The sequence below is a fragment of the Streptococcus sp. 53 genome (assembly GCF_013276565.1).
GTDB lineage: Bacteria > Bacillota > Bacilli > Lactobacillales > Streptococcaceae > Streptococcus.
The window spans coordinates 1-19611 of record NZ_VMLG01000040.1 but is presented as its reverse complement, the minus strand read 5'-3'; the positions used below and the strand labels follow the sequence as shown (position 1 = coordinate 19611).

General features: G+C 40.7%; 22 protein-coding genes. 1 reads left to right on the top strand and 21 read right to left on the bottom strand.

From position 1 onward, the window contains the following. Positions 1–12 precede the first annotated feature (12 nt). From HT722_RS09700 to tgt, 13 genes are all read right to left on the bottom strand, one after another. The gene (locus tag HT722_RS09700) at positions 13–600 is read right to left on the bottom strand and encodes a class I SAM-dependent methyltransferase (RefSeq protein WP_173278806.1); all 588 of its coding nucleotides are present in this window, start codon (positions 598–600) and stop codon (positions 13–15) included. A 32-nt stretch (positions 601–632) separates the two neighbouring features. Beyond that, complete coding sequence (comGG, locus tag HT722_RS09695; RefSeq protein ID WP_173278805.1) at positions 633–1046, bottom strand: competence type IV pilus minor pilin ComGG; 414 nt, start codon at positions 1044–1046, stop codon at positions 633–635. After that, complete coding sequence (gene comGF / locus HT722_RS09690; RefSeq protein ID WP_173278804.1) at positions 1024–1485, bottom strand: competence type IV pilus minor pilin ComGF; 462 nt, start codon at positions 1483–1485, stop codon at positions 1024–1026. The genes comGG and comGF overlap by 23 nt, the downstream gene beginning before the upstream one ends. Beyond that, a complete protein-coding gene (comGE, locus tag HT722_RS09685) occupies positions 1448–1750 on the bottom strand; it encodes a competence type IV pilus minor pilin ComGE (protein WP_016398441.1) in 303 nt (100 codons plus the stop codon). The genes comGF and comGE overlap by 38 nt, the downstream gene beginning before the upstream one ends. After that, on the bottom strand, positions 1713–2147 hold the full coding sequence (comGD, locus tag HT722_RS09680; protein WP_173278802.1) for a competence type IV pilus minor pilin ComGD: 435 nt from the start codon (positions 2145–2147) through the stop codon (positions 1713–1715). Before comGD ends, comGE begins: the two co-directional genes overlap by 38 nt. Next, complete coding sequence (gene comGC, locus HT722_RS09675; protein WP_000738649.1) at positions 2110–2433, bottom strand: competence type IV pilus major pilin ComGC; 324 nt, start codon at positions 2431–2433, stop codon at positions 2110–2112. Before comGC ends, comGD begins: the two co-directional genes overlap by 38 nt. Position 2434: 1 nt before the next feature. Continuing rightward, the gene (gene comGB / locus HT722_RS09670) at positions 2435–3451 is read right to left on the bottom strand and encodes a competence type IV pilus assembly protein ComGB (protein WP_173278812.1); all 1017 of its coding nucleotides are present in this window, start codon (positions 3449–3451) and stop codon (positions 2435–2437) included. Beyond that, positions 3399–4340: a competence type IV pilus ATPase ComGA gene (comGA, locus tag HT722_RS09665; protein ID WP_173278801.1), complete on the bottom strand. Its 942-nt coding sequence runs from the start codon at positions 4338–4340 to the stop codon at positions 3399–3401. Before comGA ends, comGB begins: the two co-directional genes overlap by 53 nt. A 76-nt stretch (positions 4341–4416) precedes the next feature. Next, positions 4417–4782, bottom strand: a complete 366-nt coding sequence (locus tag HT722_RS09660) for a DUF1033 family protein (RefSeq protein ID WP_042900221.1) — start codon at positions 4780–4782, stop codon at positions 4417–4419. Positions 4783–4931: 149 nt separating this feature from the next. Then, positions 4932–5990, bottom strand: coding sequence for a zinc-dependent alcohol dehydrogenase family protein (locus tag HT722_RS09655; RefSeq protein WP_050142150.1), 1059 nt, complete (start codon positions 5988–5990; stop codon positions 4932–4934). Positions 5991–6152: 162 nt separating this feature from the next. Further along, positions 6153–7304 carry an N-acetylglucosamine-6-phosphate deacetylase gene (gene nagA / locus HT722_RS09650; protein WP_173278800.1) on the bottom strand — a complete coding sequence of 384 codons (1152 nt, stop codon included), beginning with the start codon at positions 7302–7304 and terminating at the stop codon, positions 6153–6155. 151 nt (positions 7305–7455) lie between these two features. Beyond that, positions 7456–9273, bottom strand: a complete 1818-nt coding sequence (locus HT722_RS09645) for an acyltransferase family protein (RefSeq protein WP_173278799.1) — start codon at positions 9271–9273, stop codon at positions 7456–7458. Between the two features lie 100 nt (positions 9274–9373). Beyond that, complete coding sequence (gene tgt, locus HT722_RS09640) at positions 9374–10516, bottom strand: tRNA guanosine(34) transglycosylase Tgt (protein ID WP_020903627.1); 1143 nt, start codon at positions 10514–10516, stop codon at positions 9374–9376. Positions 10517–10634: 118 nt separating this feature from the next. Between tgt and HT722_RS09635 the strand changes: the two genes are divergently transcribed. Continuing rightward, positions 10635–11492, top strand: a complete 858-nt coding sequence (locus HT722_RS09635) for a DUF975 family protein (protein ID WP_173278798.1) — start codon at positions 10635–10637, stop codon at positions 11490–11492. A 25-nt stretch (positions 11493–11517) separates the two neighbouring features. Here HT722_RS09635 and pcp read toward each other — a convergent pair whose 3' ends face one another. From pcp to HT722_RS09595, 8 genes are all read right to left on the bottom strand, one after another. Beyond that, positions 11518–12162 (bottom strand): pyroglutamyl-peptidase I, encoded by a 645-nt coding sequence (gene pcp / locus HT722_RS09630; RefSeq protein ID WP_173278797.1) that lies wholly within the window; start codon positions 12160–12162, stop codon positions 11518–11520. A 110-nt stretch (positions 12163–12272) separates the two neighbouring features. After that, positions 12273–12635, bottom strand: a complete 363-nt coding sequence (locus HT722_RS09625; RefSeq protein ID WP_173227109.1) for a DUF1304 domain-containing protein — start codon at positions 12633–12635, stop codon at positions 12273–12275. Positions 12636–12645: 10 nt separating this feature from the next. Beyond that, the gene (locus HT722_RS09620; protein WP_173227111.1) at positions 12646–13071 is read right to left on the bottom strand and encodes a MarR family winged helix-turn-helix transcriptional regulator; all 426 of its coding nucleotides are present in this window, start codon (positions 13069–13071) and stop codon (positions 12646–12648) included. A 319-nt stretch (positions 13072–13390) separates the two neighbouring features. Continuing rightward, positions 13391–14554 carry a LysM domain-containing protein gene (locus tag HT722_RS09615; RefSeq protein WP_173278796.1) on the bottom strand — a complete coding sequence of 388 codons (1164 nt, stop codon included), beginning with the start codon at positions 14552–14554 and terminating at the stop codon, positions 13391–13393. Positions 14555–14716: 162 nt separating this feature from the next. Continuing rightward, positions 14717–15340 (bottom strand): HAD family hydrolase, encoded by a 624-nt coding sequence (locus HT722_RS09610; protein ID WP_173278795.1) that lies wholly within the window; start codon positions 15338–15340, stop codon positions 14717–14719. A 3-nt stretch (positions 15341–15343) separates the two neighbouring features. Then, a complete protein-coding gene (locus HT722_RS09605; protein ID WP_173278794.1) occupies positions 15344–16624 on the bottom strand; it encodes an MATE family efflux transporter in 1281 nt (426 codons plus the stop codon). A 60-nt stretch (positions 16625–16684) separates the two neighbouring features. After that, positions 16685–18169: a threonine synthase gene (thrC, locus tag HT722_RS09600; protein ID WP_173278793.1), complete on the bottom strand. Its 1485-nt coding sequence runs from the start codon at positions 18167–18169 to the stop codon at positions 16685–16687. Positions 18170–18244: 75 nt separating this feature from the next. Further along, positions 18245–19522 carry a gamma-glutamylcysteine synthetase gene (locus HT722_RS09595; RefSeq protein WP_173278792.1) on the bottom strand — a complete coding sequence of 426 codons (1278 nt, stop codon included), beginning with the start codon at positions 19520–19522 and terminating at the stop codon, positions 18245–18247. Between the last annotated feature and the right edge of the window lie 89 nt (positions 19523–19611).

Here is a 19611-nt window from a genome sequence, read left to right as displayed (position 1 = left end):
ATCACTCCCTGACTAGGCGAGTGATTTTTGAGCTACTGTTAAAAAGAGTTCTGAGTAATTTCCTTGAAACAGGTCTTCAGCGCTATAGAGTATCTGACTATGTACAGATGAAAAACCAAACTGGGCTAACTTGTTTTCCAGTTCAACCAATTCAAATCCATGATGGTTAGCTTCTGTCTTGGTAAAATCAGCAAGTAAAAGTTGTCCGTTTTCTCTCAGATGTTGATGAAACAGTGAGAGAGCCGCATTCAAATCAGGCATATGATGAAGAACACGACAAACAACAATGAGATCAAACTCTTGCTCCAAGGGATTTGCCAGTAAATCTTGCTCCAGAAACTGGATATTCTTGATGTCTTGCTGCTCCGCTTTCAAGCGAGCTTGCTCCAGCATTTTTTCCGAAATATCCACCAATGTTACAGACTTGGCCTGCTTGGCTAGGGGCAAGGTTAACAGACCCGTCCCTCCACCGAAATCCAAAATTTCTTTGTCTGATAGAAGATCAATCTGTTTCTCGACTGCTTGACAAACCAAATTTGCAAGAAAGATATTTTTAGGGGAATCGAAAGTTTCTGCTTTGTGGTTAAAATCATGTTTCATGCTTTTAGTTTAACACAAAGTAGCTTGATTGGCTAAGAATCCTCTTTCTTTTCGACCTTCTCTTCAGATTTTTCCTTCTCTGCTTTTTCGCTTGAATCGGTCGCTACCTCTTCCTTTTTATCTCTTTTCTCTTCTTTGATTTTGACGGAAGGAAACAGAAACTCATATTGACTCTTAGGCGTATGAACCGTCGTCACCAAGCTTGTTTTCTTATTTTGATAGCTCACCTGACCTAGATTAAAGGTCTGTTCCCCACTTTCCTTATCAACCTTATCTTTGGTTCGCTTGGCCATAGCAAAAGCAATCAGCTTTTCTTTATTTAAAGCATAGTCTTGATAGTGGGCGACTTGTCGGTTCAAGTAAAATTGTAACAAAAGGCTAAAAATGGCTGCTATGGTGACCGCATAGAGGAGAACACCTGCCTTAACTTTCTTCTTTTTCCACACGATAGATGAACTCCCTTTCTAAGCCTTTTTGGAACTGGAAACGAAAACGAACCAGTTGATTGTCCTCTGTAATCTGCGCAGATTTGAGGCCATAAACCATCGGCTGATAACCCCGTCCACTGGCATCTGTTTTACGAAAATCGTCTGACTTGGACTTACCGATGGCGATGTCCTTGCCATCTTGCTTCATATAAATGCGATTGCCTTCCACTTTTTCGAACTGCGAACGGTCTAATTCTGCCTCCAACTGGTCCACAAACAAGAGCCACTCTTTTTGCTCGCTTTGCTGCTGGTAACGAACTTCTGAAATGAGGAGCTGACTCATGGCCTGAAATAGGAGTAAACTTCCACTGATGACAATGAGGGCAATCAGGGATTCCAACAAGGTGAAAGCCTTGACCTTATGGCTCTTTGATAGCCAACAACTGTTCTGAACCATGGTAGACCTCCAATCCCTTTTCACTAGAAAATACCTGAATCTCAACTCCGTTGATGCTTACATAATTTTGACCTGTCTGCAGAGCCATCTTAGCTACCCTTAAGACTTCTTCCTTTTGCAAGATTTTTGCTTCTTCTTGCCTATTTTTCTGAATTTGTCCCAAAAGGAGGGTCGCAATGCTGGCAAAGATAGCTAAAGCAACCACTGCTTCCAGTAAAATCACTGCCCTAATTTTTTGTTTCCTTAATGCGTTTAATTTTTCCATTTCCTAGATATAATTGATAGCGAATCGCTCCTTTACTGGTCTGAAATTCAACCTTAGCCAGGGACGAATTGCCCCCAGCTCGGTCAAATGTAATACTTTGGCCTGATGGTGTCTGAATTCCTTTAGGAACTGTCAACTTTTGACTGCCATTGCTAATCGTCTGCCCATCTAAGTTCAGACTAGTCTTTTGCTGACTGGCTACACTGCGTTTTTGAGTTTCCCGATAGAGTTCTTCAAACTCCATAAAGAAAATCTGCTCCTCTACTGCTGCAAAAGTGAACTGGACAGAGCCAGATAAGCCCAAGACAAGGATACTCACCAGTCCCAAAACCAAGAGACTTTCAAGCATGGTAAAGGCCTTAATCCGCGACCGTTTGAGTCTTATTTTGTTTTGCATGATATTCTTTATAAGCTTTAGCTTGCTCTTCTGTGATGCGATCATCTGCTTGTAATTTGCTTAGAGTAGCCTCTTCGTTTTTATTCAAACTATAAAGCTCTGCCTGGCTTTCTACCACCTTAACAACAGCAGCTTTTCCTTTGTCGTTGACTGCTTCTTTTTGCTTGGTCAAATTAGGTACAAAGAGCAAGAGAAGCACGCTGATGATTAAAAGGACCACTAACATCTCTACCAGAGTGAAAGCTTTAACCTTAGCTTTTTTCAAGAATGTCATCATTTTTTTCATGTTAAAAATTTACCTCCATATTTTGATACATGGGCATAAGCATTGCCGCATAAAGTAAAACGATAATCAGTGCCACAAAGATAAAGACTAGTGGCTGCACCAGATTCATGGTACGATTGACTCGGGTAAAAAAAGCTTCCCAAGTTTTTTCAGCATAGATTTCCAACTCACTCCCCAGCTTGGACTTGACTTCCCCATACTCGATGATGAGACTCAACTCCTTCTTAAAGAAAGGATAGGTTGCTATGGTTTGAGAAAATTCGCGGCCATTTTGTAGGGATTGAGCCAGATCTTGACCGATTTCTTTAAAGAGCTGGGAACCTTGTTCCTGCATGATTTGAAAAATCTGCGTCAGTTCCATCCCCTGCGAAACCATATTACCCCATTCACGCGCATAATAGGCTGTCAAATAGGTCTGCACAAAGATTCCAAGAAAAGGAATGCGTGCTAGGATAGAAAAGACGCGCATCTTAGAACTTCTTTTATAGAAAGTTAGTGCTAAAAGGGCAAGTATGGAAACAAACCCCACCATTCCTAGAAAGATTTGTGGCAGATTGCCGATAATTTGAGTGGCAATATTGCTACTATCCAGTTGTGGTAGTAGGTAGTTCCGTAGCCCCAGCATGATTAAGAGAAGAAATCCCAGCAAAATCAAGGGATAGGTCGCTACTTCAATTAATTTTTTCTTGACCTTGGCCAGATTGTCTAGATATTCTTCTATCTTTCCCAAACTCAGGTGAAGATTCCCATGGACTTCTGCTAGGGATAACTGGGTGACAATAGCATTTGAAAAGCCTAAACTTTCCATCATTTCTGAGAATGATTTCCCCTGAGACAAGCCCGTGCGCATTTGTGTCACACACTGCTTGTCCAACAAGGCACTCCTATCTAAAAAAGAGATTGTCTCCACCAGATGAAAACCACTGGAAAAGAGATTGTTAAACAAGGTGATGATATTTTTTTGCTTAGCTGTAGCTAATTTTTTCCGTTTCAGCCTGAAGACTTGTGATATGTCCATCTTCAAGAAGCTGGTCAATCTGTTCATTCCAGCTAGTTGGCTGGTGTTCTTGATAGTCTTTGTTTGCAAAGTCAACGATTCCTCCTCCCCCGATTAATCTCTGGTAGCAGACTCCCTGCAGAACGACTGCCAATTCCTCCTCACTCACACCCAACTCCAACAGGCGCTCATAAACACCTCTAATACTCTTGGCATGAATGGTTGAAAAGACTGTCGCACCTGTCAAACTAGCTCTGACCACTGCACGCGCCGTTTCGCTGTCACGAATTTCTCCGATAATCAAGAGATCAGGACGATGCCGTAGGGAAAGCTTAATCAGATTTTCATAGGTCAGTCCGATTGCTTCGTTTAGCTGCAACTGAAGCATGTCGTCCTGCTTGATTTCGACAGGATCTTCAATGGACATGACTTGCTGTCCTTTAAATAGGGACTTGGCTAATTCGTGCATCAGGGTCGTCTTGCCACTGCCGACTGGGCCAGCAAAAAGATAAAGTCCCCGTTGCCTGTACTGCTTGCCCAATTCATCAATATCCTGAAACCAAAAATGCAAATCCTGCTCCTCATCGTGCAATAAACGAATCACCAAACTCTCATGCCCTCTATAATCGCCTACGGTAGATAAACGTAAGGACGCCATCTTCTGGTCATATTCATAATCACAGGAACCAAGTTGACTACGTCGCTTTTCTCCCACATTCATACCCGCCACAAACTTAAAGTGACTGATGACGGCCGCAAACTTTTCAAAATCATAACAACCGATTTTACAGCGCTCATCTCCTATTCTCATATGAAGCTCATAAGCGTCTAACTTAGGAACAAAATAAATATCCTGCGCCCCTTTTTTCCGAGCCGAACGAATGATTTCTTGTGCAATTTCTTGAACCATACTTACCTCCTCACCTATACTATTCGCAAAGATTTGGGAAAATAAAAAAAGCAACTCCAAAAAAGTTACTTTTTCTCTATTTTAATTTCATACGGCAAGCACGGTGCCTTTCCTTACCTGTTTGTTTTTCATAGCCTGGGCGTAGTTTTTCATCTGGAATAACCTGCTCATCCTGCAAAAGAGCCAAAGAATGGTATTGTTGTAAATACTCATCACATTCATCACACCAACGTTGGTCTTCTGGATCCCAAAAAATGGTCATCAAGTCACTTCTACTTTTATAAAGAGGAGATTCTTGTTCCAATCTAAACCAGCAAGTTTTGTAGTATTTGAGAGCATCATAATACTGGTCAAATTTCTTACTTGCTACAATATCTTCTTCCCAACCTTCTAAGAACCACCAGGGTTCAAAATCTCCGTACATTTCTATAACACGATACATATTCATTCATTCCTTTGTACCGTATATTATAACTAATTCCATTAAACAAGGAAAGAAATATGCTCATTTCTTAATTTTTTGATAAAAAATTCAGCCATCTTATGATGACTGAATTTCTATTTGCTTGTATTCCAAAATGTTTTTACTACTTAAGCTTCTGAAATATCATTTTCGATAATGACCTTAATTGCATGGTGGTCTGCTGCCTTACTGAAGACTTCATAGGCTTTTTCAATTTCACTGAGTTTGAAATAGTGAGTTACCAATTTTTCTGGTTCAATCTTATGACTTTCAAGAGCTTTCAACAATTGTGGAGTTGTATTTGTAGATACCAAACCAGTTGTTACATTGATGTTGCGAATCCAAAGTTTGTCCAAATCGAATTCGACTGGTTTACCATGTACACCACAGTTGGCAACTGTTCCGTCTACACCGATAATCTTTTGACAGAAATCAAATGTTGCAGGAATACCAACAGCTTCGATAGCGACATCCACACCACGACCATCTGTCAAATCATAAATTTCTTTAATGGCTTTTTCAGGGTCTGAAGAATTAATCTTATGAGTCGCACCAAATGATACAGCAGTTTCCAAGCGGTTATCGTCTAAGTCCACCATAATCAATTTAGCTGGTGAGTAGAATTGAGCCGTCAAAAGAGCAGCCAATCCAACTGGACCTGAACCAATAATAGCTACGCTGCAACCAGGTTCCACTTTCCCTTTTAAGACACCAATTTCATATCCAGTAGGCAAAATGTCTGATAGCATAACCAAGGCTTCATCTGACAAGTCTTCTGGAGTGTGGTAAAGAGTATTATCTGCATGAGGGACACGTAAATATTCAGCCTGCATACCATCAATCAAGTGACCGAAAATCCAGCCCCCTTCGTCTTCACAGTGGGCATAAATTCCTTTTTTACAGTAGTAGCATTTACCACAGGCACAGACACAAGAAATCAAGACCTTATCGCCTTTTTTGAAGTTAGAAACTCCTTCTCCAACTTCTTCAACAATCCCAATTCCTTCGTGACCAAGAATGGTTCCACTTTGGCAAGCAGGAACATCCCCTTTGATAATATGGAGGTCTGTTCCACAAATAGTGGTTTTTACGATACGCACAATAGCGTCTGTTGGCTTGCGAAGCACTGGTTTGTCTACATCAACAAAAGAAGCAAGTCCTGGTTTAACATAAGTATAGGCTTTCATAAAGCACTCCTCCGTTTTTTTATTTGTACTATTTATAATACAATTGTAAACCTTTTCATTTGCTTGTTCAAGATTTTTTGTGATTTTTTTAACTTTTTTATTTACCGGTAAAGCAATATAGATAAAAAAGCAGAAGCTAATCTCTAACTTCTGCCTTCTCTCTTATGCTTGATAACGTTTCACACCGTCTAGGTAGGTTGCTACCAATTCCAAATCTTTATCTAGTACGATAAAGTCCGCGTCATAGCCTTCACGGATTTGGCCACAAACATCATCAATGTGAACAGATTTTGCTGGGTTAAGGCTGGCCATCATGACTGCTTCATGTGGATTCGCAATTCCCCATTCAACCACATTCTTCAAACCGTCCTTGAGTTTGAGAATAGAACCTGCCAAATTGCCTGTCGATTTGAGACGTGCAGTTCCATTGGCAACGACAACTGGGAATTCTCCCAACATGTAGTCTCCGTCTTCCAATCCACCAGCTGTCATACAGTCTGTAATAAGAGCAATGTTTTCTGTCCCTTTTTGTTTGATAAGAATTTCGCAGGCTTTTGGATCTACGTGATGGCCATCACAGATCAACTCTGCATAGGTATGAGGTAATTGATACATGGCTCCAACCATACCCAGTTCGCGGTGAGTCAACCCACGCATTCCATTGTAGGCGTGTACCCAAACACTCGCTCCAGCATCGACTGCTTTTTTAGCTTCATCAAAAGTCGCGTTTGAATGCCCAAGAGCAACCGTTACACCTTCTCCGGTGATAGTCCGTACAAAATCTTCCACCCCATCACGTTCTGGTGCAATAGCGATTTTATTTAGCATCCCTTTTGCAGCATCCTGCCAAGAATGAAACTCCTCAACACCCGGGTCTCTCATATAAGTTGGATTTTGTGCCCCCTTAAAAGTTTCTGTGAAATATGGACCTTCATAATAAATCCCACGAATCTTAGCACCTGTTGCTTCTTTATAATGGTTTCCAAGATTTTCAGTGACTGCAAGCAATTGCTCATAAGTGGCTGTTAAAGTTGTGGGCAAGAAACTGGTAACACCGGTACTAAGAAGTCCTTCACTCATAGTATGCAATGTACCTTCAATGTTGTTGTCCATCACATCTACACCTGCATATCCATGAATATGAGTATCCACAAGACCTGGTGCAATGCTATAACCAGTATAGTCAAGAACCTCTGCTCCTTCAGGAATTTGATCCACATGTTTCCCAAATTTGCCATCAACAAGTTCTAAGTACCCACCGCGACGAATGCCAAATGGATAGAAAAACTGATCCGCTTTAACGTAATTAGGCATAATAATGACCTCCTTAAAAGATTACTTTTGATATTTATTATGTCAATTACATTATAAACCTTTCTGATTCATTTGTAAATGGTATAGACCTATTTTCTAGAGATATTTTAAAAGAGCTGGATTTCTCCAACTCTTCTCTTTTTAATACAAGTTATTTTGATTTGACTGGTTTGTCTTGAGCTATTTGCAAGGCTGCAGCAATGGTATCTGCATACAATTTAGCTCCTGCTTCAATCTTACTATTGTCACTTCCGAAATGGACTTGGTCTGTACCTGCCCAGATTTCTGGATGCTCTTTCGCAACTTGATTCCAATCTGCTATCGTGATGTAAGGAGTCTTCTCTGCCAATTCTCTCATATAGGCAGCAGCCTTCTCAACGATGGCATAGGTCTCTTTTGTCTTATCTCCCTCATAAGGAGTCACCAAAACCATATGGTGGCCCTTAGGAAGATTTTTCACGATACTATCCCAATCTTCCTTATAATTTTCAGGATTATTTACCCCAGTTGCAATAACCACCATCTTTGGTAGAAATTTATTCTGGCTATTATTTAGCATGATTTCATTGGCATTCTTGGTTGTTCTGCTGACCTGAGCATTTATCTGTGCTCCAGGAAGGGCTGTCTGCAGGGCTGTATTTGCCCTTAAAGCCACCGAGTCACCAATTAACATAGTGCCATCAGCAATTCCTAAACTATCAGCTTCTGCTCGTTCTGCCATCACCTTAGTCTGGCCAATATTTGTTGCAGCTTGCTTCAAGCCATTGACAGTCAAGTCTGTCTCAAACGCTCCGACTTGTGGTGCCAACAAGGTCACCGTGCAGACAATGATGGTCAAGATTCCTGTGCTTGCTGCAAGGATTGTATGGATATAAGGCAGGGGACGAAGAGTTTGTAAAATAGGTGTGCTCTTTCCTGCAATCCACGGCTCCAATACATAAAATGAGAGACTGGCAAATCCATAAGAAAAAATCAAAGTCAGTAAGACAGCAAGAAGATTTGATGTCAACTGCGAGAAAATGATATAGAAAGGCCAATGGAAGAGATAAACCGCATAGCTAGTATCTGCTAAAAAGCTAATCATCTTTGGCTCCTGCACGTTAGGAGTCTTTTCATGCAAGACACGCGCTGCAAGGATCATAGCAAGAGCTGCAAGACTGGCAAGCAAGAAGCCTATAAGATAGGCAAAAAGATAAGTGAATTTGACAAAGAAGGTCAAAATGAGTAAGAAGCCAAAACCTCCTCCAAAAACTAAAAGGGTCTTGCGTAAATCCCAGATTTTATCCAACTGCTTGACGAGGGAAGTCGTCTGACGAACACCTACAATAGTTGCTAGCACACTTCCCAAAAAGAATGGATAGACATGAGTTAAACTGGAGAAGTAAACAGAGGAATAAGAGGTTACTAGAAAACTACCAATAAACATGGAGAAGAAGCTGATCAAGAAGGCAACAGCAGATAAGAGAAAGACCATTCCTCTCAACTGACCATTTGATCTGGACTGTTTAGATAAGAACCAAACTGCCAATCCCCAGAGGATATAGTAGTGAACCTCAACAGCCAAGCTCCAATTATGAACAAACAAATGAGGAATGAACTGAGATTCATAACTCCCACCTGTTAGGAGTTCATAGAAGTTGGTCATGAAGCCTAAGACACCCGCAATCTGACCACCAATTCCAGCCACATAATCTTGTCGAACTAGGAAGGTAAAGGGCATGGTTACCAAGACCATCAAAACCACAGGTGGCACAATCCGATAAAAGCGTCTTCTAAAAAATCCTATCAAGTCAATCTCATGATTTTTAGAAAATTCTTCGATGAGTAGAGCCGTAATCAGAAATCCTGAAAATGTGAAAAAGACATCTACCCCGAAAAATCCTCCAGGAAAGATTGTCTGAAAGAAATGATACAAGAGTACCAAAAGTAAACCTGTAATCCTAATCAAGGAAAACCATTTAATGCGCATACGAGTTTATTCTTCCTTTCATTGTACACTTTATTCTATCAAAAAAAGAAGAAAAATCCCAAGAGAAAACTTAGGATTTTTAGCTTATATCTATTCCGTTTTAGAAATTACGCCCTGACTTATTATAGCCATATTTTTCAATAAAATACTCACGGAATTCCAAGAGATTGTCATCCATGATGGCTTGTCGCACTTGCTTCATCAGGTTAAGCAAGAAGTAAAGGTTATGGTAGCTAGTCAAGCGGATACCAAAGGTTTCATCGGCCTTGAGCAGGTGACGAAGGTAGGCGCGTGTATAGTTCTTACATGTGTAGCAATCACACTCAGGATCCAGTGGCGTAAAGTCCTCAGCAAACTGAGCATTTTTGACAACCAAACGACCTTGACTGGTCATACAAGTCCCATTACGAGCGATTCGAGTCGGCAAGACACAGTCAAACATATCCACCCCACGAATCACCCCATCAATCAAGCTATCTGGCGCTCCCACTCCCATCAGATAACGAGGTTTATTTTCAGGCAGCAGTTGGGTTGTGAAGTCCAAGACCGCATTCATCTCTTCGTGGGTTTCTCCTACTGCCAAACCACCGATAGAGTAGCCTGGGAAATCCATACTGACAAGGTCATGAGCCGATTGGCGACGCAGGTCTTCAAATCCAGCCCCCTGCACAATCCCAAACAACCCTTGGTCATGTGGACGACGGTGAGCCTTCAAACCACGCTCAGCCCAACGGCTGGTACGCTCGATTGATTTCTTAACGTAGTCGTATGGTTGATAAAACTGAGGACATTCGTCAAAGGACATCATGATGTCTGAACCTAGATTATTCTGAATAGAGATGGCTTTTTCTGGCGATAGGAACATCTTAGAACCATTGAGATGGTTTTTAAAGGTTACCCCTTCTTCTGTGATATTGCGGCTATCTGCTAAGGAATAAACCTGAAAACCACCACTATCTGTCAAGATAGGCTGGTCCCAATTCATGAACTTGTGGAGACCACCTGCGCGAGCAATGAGTTCATCTCCAGGGCGAAGCCAGAGATGATAAGTGTTTGATAGGATAATTCCCGACCCCATCTCCTTCAATTCTTCAGGAGATTGGGTTTTAACAGTGGCTTGAGTTCCAACTGGCATAAACATAGGTGTAGGGAAGGTGCCGTGGGGAGTGATGATTTCTCCCAGACGAGCTCCCGTGTGTTTTTCTTTCTTAATCAAACGATATTTGATTGGTGAATCTGACATTTTTTACCTCCGAAGCTGGGAAAAACAGTCCCAGTTCATACTTTGTGCCCAAGGGCATACTGTATGATTTTATCAAAAAAAGCTGGAACTGTCACGAACTATGGTGTATAATGAGAGAATGAAATACCCAAAAATTGATTTAAAAACTATTCGTCTGCAGTCCAGACAATTTCAGGCTGAAAATCCCCGCCTCTTTCTCGTCTATCTCTTACCTAGCATACTGGTCATCTTGTCTGGCTTTCTTAATCCCTTAGAGCGTATCAACGAGTCTATTTTAGAGCAATCCTTTTTAAGCGTGCTTGGTCATGTATTCCAAGCCTACCTTTTTCCACTATTAGTCTCCTTTATCGGGACGATTCTCCTGACCAGTTCAGTTTATACAACGCTGAAACTCATCAAAAATCCCGATACAGAACTATCCGTCAAAAATAGTCTCACTCTCTTTAACGAAGAGCACTTTTCACAAACCTTTTTGACTCTCCTTCTCAAACGTTTCTATCTCTTCTTATGGAGTATTCCTAGTTTGCTTGGAATTTACTTTATTTTTTACAGTAGCTTTTTAGCCAAGAAATTCGTTGTCCTTCATCCTGAATTTCCCAATCTGGATCTCTCGTCAATTGAAACTGAACGTTTCCTCATGACCTTTGGTCTTTACTTTCTAGCAAGTATCCTCTTGATGATTGTCGGAAATAGTCTCTATATTCCACAATACTATGCCTATTCTCAGGTAGAATTTCTCCTCTGTGACACTCTCGACTTAGGACAAGCAAAACCAGGACAAATCCTTAAAACCAGCCGTTTCCTGATGAAAGGTTACAAGTTTCAGCGCTTTGTCCTAGACTTACAACTCCTTCCTTGGTACTTTCTCAATTGGATTACCTTTGGGATTGCTAGTTTCTCACTCCTACCCTACATTCAAATCAATAAAATGATTTTTTACCGAGCAGTACTGGCTCGAAAACGTCCAAAAGCTTGAAGGTTTTCCCTCAAGCTTTTTTCTATCAATGAGTTTCTCCGCCTACCAACTTGAGGTCCTCATCTCCATGTTCGATAATGGCGCCGATTGCCGCTTCTATCCCTCGCCTAATATCCACTAAACTCATAGCTGGAGTAGTCGGTCTATTCACCACCTGTTCCATCATATAAGGAATATGCATAAAACCTGCCTTAATATGTGGAAATTTCTTTTCTACCAAATAGAGGGCCTGATACATCAAATGATTGCAGACAAAAGTACCTGCTGTATTGGAAACAGAGGCCAGCAATCCCTCTTTTTTTATAGCTTGGACCATCGCTTTAATCGGCAGACTGCTAAAGTAGGCCGAAGCACCATCTGGGCGAATGGGAAGGTCAATCGGTTGATTACCTTCGTTATCCGGGATGCGTGCATCGTCTTGATTAATAGCCACTCGTTCAGGCGTCAAACTAGATCTTCCACCTGCTTGCCCGATACAAAGGACAAAGTCCGGTTGATAGCGGTTCATCTCTTCTTCCAATACTTGGGCCGATTTGTGAAAGACTGTCGGTACTTCTAGCCAACGAACCTCAGCACCATGGATTTCAGCTGGTAAACCTTTAATAGCCTCCAAAGCTGGATTGACCTTTTCCCCTCCAAAGGGCTCAAAACCTGTCACTAATACTTTCATTTCTAACTCCTCAAAACCAATTCAATGAGACTTTTTCTTAAATCAAGTATAACATATTTCCCTTATTCTGGAGTGAAAAGGACTAGAGAGACTAAGATTGACCTTTGAACTTATTTAAAGAGTAAAATACTGATCAAGGCCAAAATAGCTGGTCCGCCTTGCTTTAAAATAATTTTTTTATCTGCTGTGAGAGAGCCATAAGCCGCCGCTCCAATCACAAATAAAACAAAAATAGTCACAATTTCTAAATTCTGTGAGAAATAAATTCCATACAAGAGAAAGACTCCTAGCAAAGCATTATAAATCCCTTGATTTTTAAACAATGAAGTTACTGACGGACGAGCCAGTTCTTCCTTGTCCATGTTAAAGACACGACTAGTCGCATCTGATTGCGTTGCAATACTTTCCAAATAAAAAATGTAAAAATGCTCCAAAGCAACGATTGTTGCTAAAATGATTGTAATAATTGACATCTATTTCTCCTTAAATTTCTATATTTTCAATGCCCAAAACCAATTTATTTAATAAACGGCTGAGTTCTGTTCTTTCAGACTCTGTTAAGATACTTTCCATCTCTTCCTTAACCTTGATATGTTTCAGAGGGGGATTCACCACTAACTGCTCCTTGGCATACTTCGTAGCCTCTACCAACACTTCTCGCTGATTTTCAGGATTACGATGACGCTCCACTAAACCTTCCTTTTCCAGAATTTTGAAATGTCGGGTCAAAGCAGCCTGATCAATCTTCAAACGCTCCTGAACTCCCATTTGATTACAGGGAGAATTCTCCAGCAAAAACAGTAAAATCTGATACCGTGTCAAACTAATCCCAAGTCTTTTTTCAAACAATTGCGTACTCGCTTGCTCAGACAAGCGGAGTTGATACAGTAAATCTTGAATCTCTATCATTTCTTTCTCCTTTCTATTGATTCATCAATACTTGACTAATCAATTATAATATAAAGTAAAATAGATTGCAAGAATGTTGCTTAACTCATTACAAGATGGTAACTTTCCATTTTCCATTCATATTGATACTCAATGAAAATCAAAGAGCAAACTAGGAAGCTAGCCGTAGGTTGCTCAAAGCACAGCTTTGAGGTTGTAGTTAAAACTGACGTGGTTTGAAGAGATTTTCGAAGAGTATGACAAAGAAAAAACGAACGAGACTCGCTTCCTATCACGAAAGCTATATCTCATTCGTCAAAATGATATTACAAAGTCTGGTTTATCCATTCATTGAAACGTGAACGTGGTCATAGTGGTTTTCTGTCACGCTACCACGGTCTGGCATTGGGTTCCAAGTATTAGCTGGTCCATATTTGCTATCGAATGGAGCATAGAAACGTTGTTTCCAGATGATATAACTAATACCACGGCTAGCCATATTTTGAATAGCGTATTCCGCAATCTTATCCCCTAGTTCTGAGCTTTCTGGCACCATAAAATCGATAGCCAAACCTTTTCCATGATCTCCACTGTCTCCTGGACGGTAACCACTAAAGGATGTGATGCCAAACAAGTTGGCAATTTCTTCTTTAAAGGCAGCTGTTTGTGGTTGAAGGCCTGCATTTTCAGATTTCGCTACTGCAAGTCCAGCATAATCGGGCGCTGCCGGAGCTGTGTAAGTTGTTGAAATTATTTTCGTCTCTTCTGGTTGATAAGTAGAAACTGTTGGTGCAGCTTCACTTGACGAGACTTCTTTTTCTTCTACTGGAGTTGTAGTTGTTTCTACCGTTGATTCAGCTTGAGGGCCTGTTTGTATTTCCTGCTTCTCAGCTAGAGTCGCTGCTCGAGGAGCTTCTTCTGCAATTGCACTGCTTGTTTCGGCTGTTTGCTCCTCTGAAACAGAAGTTCCTGTAGATAGCACGACTTCTTCTGAAGCAGTCACTGTCTCTGTAACTTCTGAACTTGTTGCTACTTCTTTTGTACTTGTAGTTTCTACCGCTTTTGGAGTTTCTGCAATCGGTTGAGAAAGATCTGCAACTTGAACAGTTTGATCATCAACGGTTACTTGATTAGTTGTCAAATTTGCTGTCGCAGTTGTCACTTCCTCACTAGAATCTGCTTGAGGAGTTTGGATTTCAACTTCCGTTACTTCTTCTGCTTCATTGACAGTCGTTGTCAAAACAGTTTCTGGGAAAATCAAGTCCATATTCGTGATTTTATTCAAATTCGCAAGAACTGTGACATCTACACCCAAGGCTTCTGCAATAGTGCTCAAGGTATCACCATATTGAACGGTATAACTAGTTTTGTTGTCCGTTTTAGTCAAATCATCTTGAATTTGCTCAACACTACGTGCAGTCCAAAGAAGTTCTTCTGCTTGAGTTGCCAATACTGGGGCAAATGACAAGGCTACTGTTGAGGCTAATAATATTCTTTTCTTCATTCTTTCAAATTCCTTTCAAATGAGTACCTGTCTATCATAACACAAAAAATGCAGAAAAAAAGCCCTCTCGGGCCTATTTAACAGAACTGTCTATTCCTTGTAACAAACTCGGTTACTTGAAATAGTTTGTTAGGTCTCTGTCACAAAACTGACACAATCTTTTTATCGCTCAGCCTCAAAAATACGGGAAATATCTGCTAACTCTTGAATTCTATGATTGCCTTCATAAGTCGACTCTAAAAAATTAATACTTTGAATCCCACTATTCTGGGCGAATTCCACATCCAGAGTCCGATCCCCTATGTAATAGGTCTTCTCAGGATTCAGCTGATACTTGTCTAGCAAATATATAGCCGCTTCTGGACTTGGCTTCCGCGCAAAGCCACTCTGACTGGTTAGAATCTCTGTAAAATAGGATTCCAATCCCAAGTCTCTTAGAATGGCAAAAGCATTACCCCCCTTATGAGTGTAAACAAAGTTCCGAATCCCTACTTGGTCTGCCCAAGCCAACACTTCACGCGCACCTGGCATTAAGACTACCTGGGTATTCTTTTCAGCCAAACTCTGGGCACGCACCTGATTTAGCACTTCCGCATCTAGCTTTCGCTCTTCTGCTACCTGCACAAGCAAATCCTGCACCGAATACTTAAGGATAAACTCTCTCACTTTCTCCTTATCATAAGGAATAGCAAACTGAGCAAAAGTCTCCTCAATCCCTGACAAAATCGCTTCGTAAGAGTCCAATAAAGTCCCGTCTAAATCCCAAATAAAAGCTGTTTTTTGCATTTCCTATCCTTTCAAGCTCATATAACGCTGGTAACGGTAACGTAGAAATAACCAACGAAAACCATTATCCAAAAGGGTTCCGGCCCAAATACCAGGCAAGCCCCAACCAAGAATAATCCCCATCAGATATCCTGTTCCAATACGGATACACCACATTCCTATACTTGTCGTATAAAAGGGAAGCCGAGCATTGCCCAAACCCTGCCAGACTGCTGTATAGATGACTGTTCCTATCGTCATAGGAGTACCAAGTAGTGAAAACAGTGTCACTAGAACACTAGCCTCAACCGCTAGAGGATCAGTCGTATAGAGATGAGCTAGTGGTACACCCAAGGCATAGATACTGAAGGTCAAGGGTAACATGAGGACCAGAGAAAGCCAAAAGACTTGTTTACTCAAACTTGCGACTCTTTTCCGATCATCCTCTCCAACCGCTCGAGCCACCAGCATGACCGTTGCCGTAGCGACGCCAAAGGCAGGCATGTAGTTAAACTGGGTCAAGACTTCTCCGACCGCATTTCCCGCCACTGCCTCCGTTCCAAAAGAAACGACCAAGGCAATGATAACGACATCACCAGCCCGCATCATAAGCCGCTCTCCAGCTGCTGGTAAAGCCAAGGTCAATAGTTCCTTATCTAAACCAAAAGTTGGCTTCGCATAAGGCAGTTTTAATTGTGACCACAAAATCACAAGACCAACCAAACGAGACAGAATAGTCCCCCAAGCAACACCAGCTATCCCCATATCCAGAACAAAAATAGCTAGACTTGAAAAAAGAATATTCAAGGCATTGGATAAAAAGCTAACATAGAGAGGCAGACGTGGATTATGCGTTGCACGAATCAAGGCTCCCAGACTCGTCATCAAACCTAAGAGAACAATCGAGCCACCTACCAAAGATAGATAGAGTCCTCCACTTTCGGCCACAGTCTGTTCAGTCCCCAAAAGTCCTATCATCTCTTGCCCAGCGAAGATGGACAAAGCTCCTAAAAGGAAACTTAATAATAAGGTAATCTTCAAGGCTTCAGTCACATGATAGGCTAGCTTAGACTGATCCTTCTGCCCAATACTTTTTGAAATAACACTAGAAATAGCTGCCCCAAGAGCAATGAAAATCGCCTGATAAATGGTGATAATACTGCCAGCTACTGAAACCCCTGAAATACCTATCAATCCTAAATGAGCAACCAAATAACTGTCCACCATTCCCATGAGCATCTGCAAAAAGTTTTCACCCATAGCTGGCAAGGCAATATTAAGAATGTCTTTATTTTTTTTAAACAATCCTTCCTCCTGATGAAAAGAAACTCAGTTGGTTTCCCAACCGAGTTTACTCCTTCTGTCTTAAAGTCCTAGATAATCCTCAACCGCTACTTGCATGTCAGCAGCCGGCACAGTTGTCTTGTGACGAACTTGCGCTGTTTCAAGCCCATCAACTGCTGGTGGCACTGCAACGCCTGAGATTTCATGTAATTGAGCCAAGGCTTCAAAGTCGCCAAGCCCTGATTTTCCAGTTACAGCTTCGACTGCAACCACTGGGAACTTGTATGGACTCGCTGTTGAAGCAATCACTGTCTTAGTTACATCGCCAGTAGCCACTTGGTATTTCTTATAAACTGCCGAGGCAACTGCCGTATGTGGATCCTCGATATAAGAATCTGACTCATAGATACGCTTGATTTCTGCTGCTGTTTCTTCCTCAGTCGCATATTCAGCTGCAAAGAGGTCCAAAATCTCTGCATCAAAGTCTGTCAATTCATATTGTCCTTGTGTATTCAAGGCATTCATGAGTTCAGCTGTCTTGACCGCATCATTTCCCAAAAGATGGAAAATCAAGCGCTCCAAGTTTGAAGATACCAAGATATCCATAGATGGACTAGTTGTTACCTTAAACTCACGCTTCTTGTCATAAACACGTGTCTTGAAGAAGTCTGTCAAAACATTGTTGTCATTTGAAGCACAGATCAATTTACCAACTGGTAGGCCGATTTGTTTGGCATAAAAAGCAGCCAAGATATTTCCAAAGTTTCCTGTTGGTACTGTGAAGTTGACCTTATCACCAACCACAATCTCACCAGTCTTAACCAACTGAGCGTAGGCATAAACATAATAAACAATCTGTGGTACCAAACGACCGATATTCATAGAGTTTGCTGATGAAAATTGCAACTTGTTGGCCGCTAATTTTTCACGAAGAGCCACATCATTGAACATATGCTTCACATTTGTTTGAGCATCGTCAAAGTTACCATCAATAGCGATAACATGAGTATTGTCACCAGTCTGAGTGGTCATTTGCAACTCTTGAACCTTGCTGACACCATCCTTTGGATAAAAGACGATAATTTCAGTACCTGGAACATCGGCAAATCCTGCCATAGCAGCTTTCCCAGTATCACCAGATGTCGCTGTCAAAATGACAATCTTGTTCTCCAAGCCATGTTTCTTAGCAGCAGTCGTCATAAAATATGGCAAAATAGACAAGGCCATATCCTTAAAAGCAATTGTTGAACCATGGAAAAGTTCCAAGTTATATTGCCCGTCTAATTTCACCAAAGGCGCAATAGCTGGAGTATCAAACTTGCTATCGTAGGCATTGTTGATACAGTAGTCCAACTCCTCAGCTGTAAAGTCATCTAAAAATGCTGACAAAACAATCTTAGCAACTTCCTGATAAGAAGCAACCTTCAATTTGTCAAAATCCAAATCTACCTTTGGATAAGTAACTGGTGTAAACAAACCACCATCCGTTGCCAAACCTTGCAAAATTGCTTTGCTGGCAGTTACTGTATTGTTGGCATCACGCGTTGATTGATAAACTAATGTCATTACTCTCTATCCTTTATCTATAGTCTCTTCCATTATATCATGATTTTTCAGAAAATTCTCCCTTTGTAAGAGAAATTATAGTCCCAATTCTTCTTTCAAAGGCTGTAAATAGGTCGTTTCTTGCTTATTTCTCATCTTCAGTCCTTCGTCAGCTAGCAAGAGTAAGTCTTTTGAAAACTCTATAATCGCAGTTTCTTCCTGATCTGTAAGCTTTTTCTTAGAAAATTGTCGTCTTAAAAACTTATAATTTCGCCCAAATTCTTTAAAGAAAGGTGCTGTTTCTAAATAAGCTTGTAACTTGTCTAAATTAACCAACAATCCTATGTGAAAGGCTGCTGAAGTAAAAGTCCTATCAAGTGGCTGTGTACACACACTACGAAACTCAACTGTTCCTCGAGTCGTTAAGTCTTGGTACTGATAACTACGATGAGTTTCAAAATCCTTCTCTTGGGGAGAGATAATAACCACATCCCCATTAAGAGCAAATGCCTGGATTTCAGGCGTAGCAAAATAGTCCCTTGACTGAATCGGATAAAAATAATAGGTTTGCCCATCACGTTCCGCAGTAAAAATTGCAGAATGATCTAGATAGTCAAAAAAATCATCTTCATCATCAAAGAGTCTAGCATTAACCCCAACATTCTCTGTATAGATACCATGCATAGATTTTTCCCAGAAAATATCTCTTGAAATTTTCGTATCCCAATCTGCACCCGAAAATTCAGAGTTTGCAAATAAATAAGCCTTAGTCGCTTCAATTTGAGTAAAAGCATTAATAACCCGTAAGTAGTTAGACGTTGAAACATCCAACTGAACCTGACTCCCACAAATAAACGCTCCGTATTCAGGGAAATGATGCAAGTCTGATTTAGTCACATTTCTACTCAAATTCAAATAATCCATCAGCATGCGATACCGTGGGAAAGCCACTGGACAATTCTCATTTTTATCCCAATCAGGATGAATACCGCAGCCAACGATGGCATGATTGGATTCGCCTAATTTTCTCTGAATTACATTCATATAATTATTGAAACGATTTTCGACCTCTTGAATCGTTTCAGCCTTACCAAATGCAAACTCAATCGTTGTATAAGAAACTTCAAATAAAATAGCATCCTGACTTATCGGATCTACTAACTGGATAGGATTGCCAAAATCATCTACCTTTTCTACAATGAAATCCAGAGCAGAAACTAAATAATGAAATAGATCCTTTATAATTTCAACATCTGTAGCAAAGCCCTCCAAGTTTACAACAGGATATTCCAGCTCAATCCCAACAAACAATTCAGGATTTTCTTTAATATTTTTCAAATACCGATGTTTTAATAAATCGATAGAACGAGACATACTATTCTACTCTTTCTTAATCTAAATAAAATTTGAATAACTACTATTATACCAAAAATAATACAAAAAAGGGCTCTATAATATTTGTA

Coding starts and splice junctions, on each gene's coding strand:
- HT722_RS09700 (WP_173278806.1), bottom strand. CDS start 600: ATGAAACATGATTTTAACCACAAAGCAGAAACTTTCGATTCCCCTAAA.
- comGF (WP_173278804.1), bottom strand. CDS start 1,485: ATGGTTCAGAACAGTTGTTGGCTATCAAAGAGCCATAAGGTCAAGGCT.
- comGE (WP_016398441.1), bottom strand. CDS start 1,750: ATGGAAAAATTAAACGCATTAAGGAAACAAAAAATTAGGGCAGTGATT.
- comGD (WP_173278802.1), bottom strand. CDS start 2,147: ATGCAAAACAAAATAAGACTCAAACGGTCGCGGATTAAGGCCTTTACC.
- comGC (WP_000738649.1), bottom strand. CDS start 2,433: ATGAAAAAAATGATGACATTCTTGAAAAAAGCTAAGGTTAAAGCTTTC.
- comGB (WP_173278812.1), bottom strand. CDS start 3,451: ATGGACATATCACAAGTCTTCAGGCTGAAACGGAAAAAATTAGCTACA.
- comGA (WP_173278801.1), bottom strand. CDS start 4,340: ATGGTTCAAGAAATTGCACAAGAAATCATTCGTTCGGCTCGGAAAAAA.
- HT722_RS09660 (WP_042900221.1), bottom strand. CDS start 4,782: ATGTATCGTGTTATAGAAATGTACGGAGATTTTGAACCCTGGTGGTTC.
- HT722_RS09655 (WP_050142150.1), bottom strand. CDS start 5,990: ATGAAAGCCTATACTTATGTTAAACCAGGACTTGCTTCTTTTGTTGAT.
- nagA (WP_173278800.1), bottom strand. CDS start 7,304: ATGCCTAATTACGTTAAAGCGGATCAGTTTTTCTATCCATTTGGCATT.
- HT722_RS09645 (WP_173278799.1), bottom strand. CDS start 9,273: ATGCGCATTAAATGGTTTTCCTTGATTAGGATTACAGGTTTACTTTTG.
- tgt (WP_020903627.1), bottom strand. CDS start 10,516: ATGTCAGATTCACCAATCAAATATCGTTTGATTAAGAAAGAAAAACAC.
- HT722_RS09635 (WP_173278798.1), top strand. CDS start 10,635: ATGAAATACCCAAAAATTGATTTAAAAACTATTCGTCTGCAGTCCAGA.
- pcp (WP_173278797.1), bottom strand. CDS start 12,162: ATGAAAGTATTAGTGACAGGTTTTGAGCCCTTTGGAGGGGAAAAGGTC.
- HT722_RS09625 (WP_173227109.1), bottom strand. CDS start 12,635: ATGTCAATTATTACAATCATTTTAGCAACAATCGTTGCTTTGGAGCAT.
- HT722_RS09620 (WP_173227111.1), bottom strand. CDS start 13,071: ATGATAGAGATTCAAGATTTACTGTATCAACTCCGCTTGTCTGAGCAA.
- HT722_RS09615 (WP_173278796.1), bottom strand. CDS start 14,554: ATGAAGAAAAGAATATTATTAGCCTCAACAGTAGCCTTGTCATTTGCC.
- HT722_RS09610 (WP_173278795.1), bottom strand. CDS start 15,340: ATGCAAAAAACAGCTTTTATTTGGGATTTAGACGGGACTTTATTGGAC.
- thrC (WP_173278793.1), bottom strand. CDS start 18,169: ATGACATTAGTTTATCAATCAACGCGTGATGCCAACAATACAGTAACT.
- HT722_RS09595 (WP_173278792.1), bottom strand. CDS start 19,522: ATGTCTCGTTCTATCGATTTATTAAAACATCGGTATTTGAAAAATATT.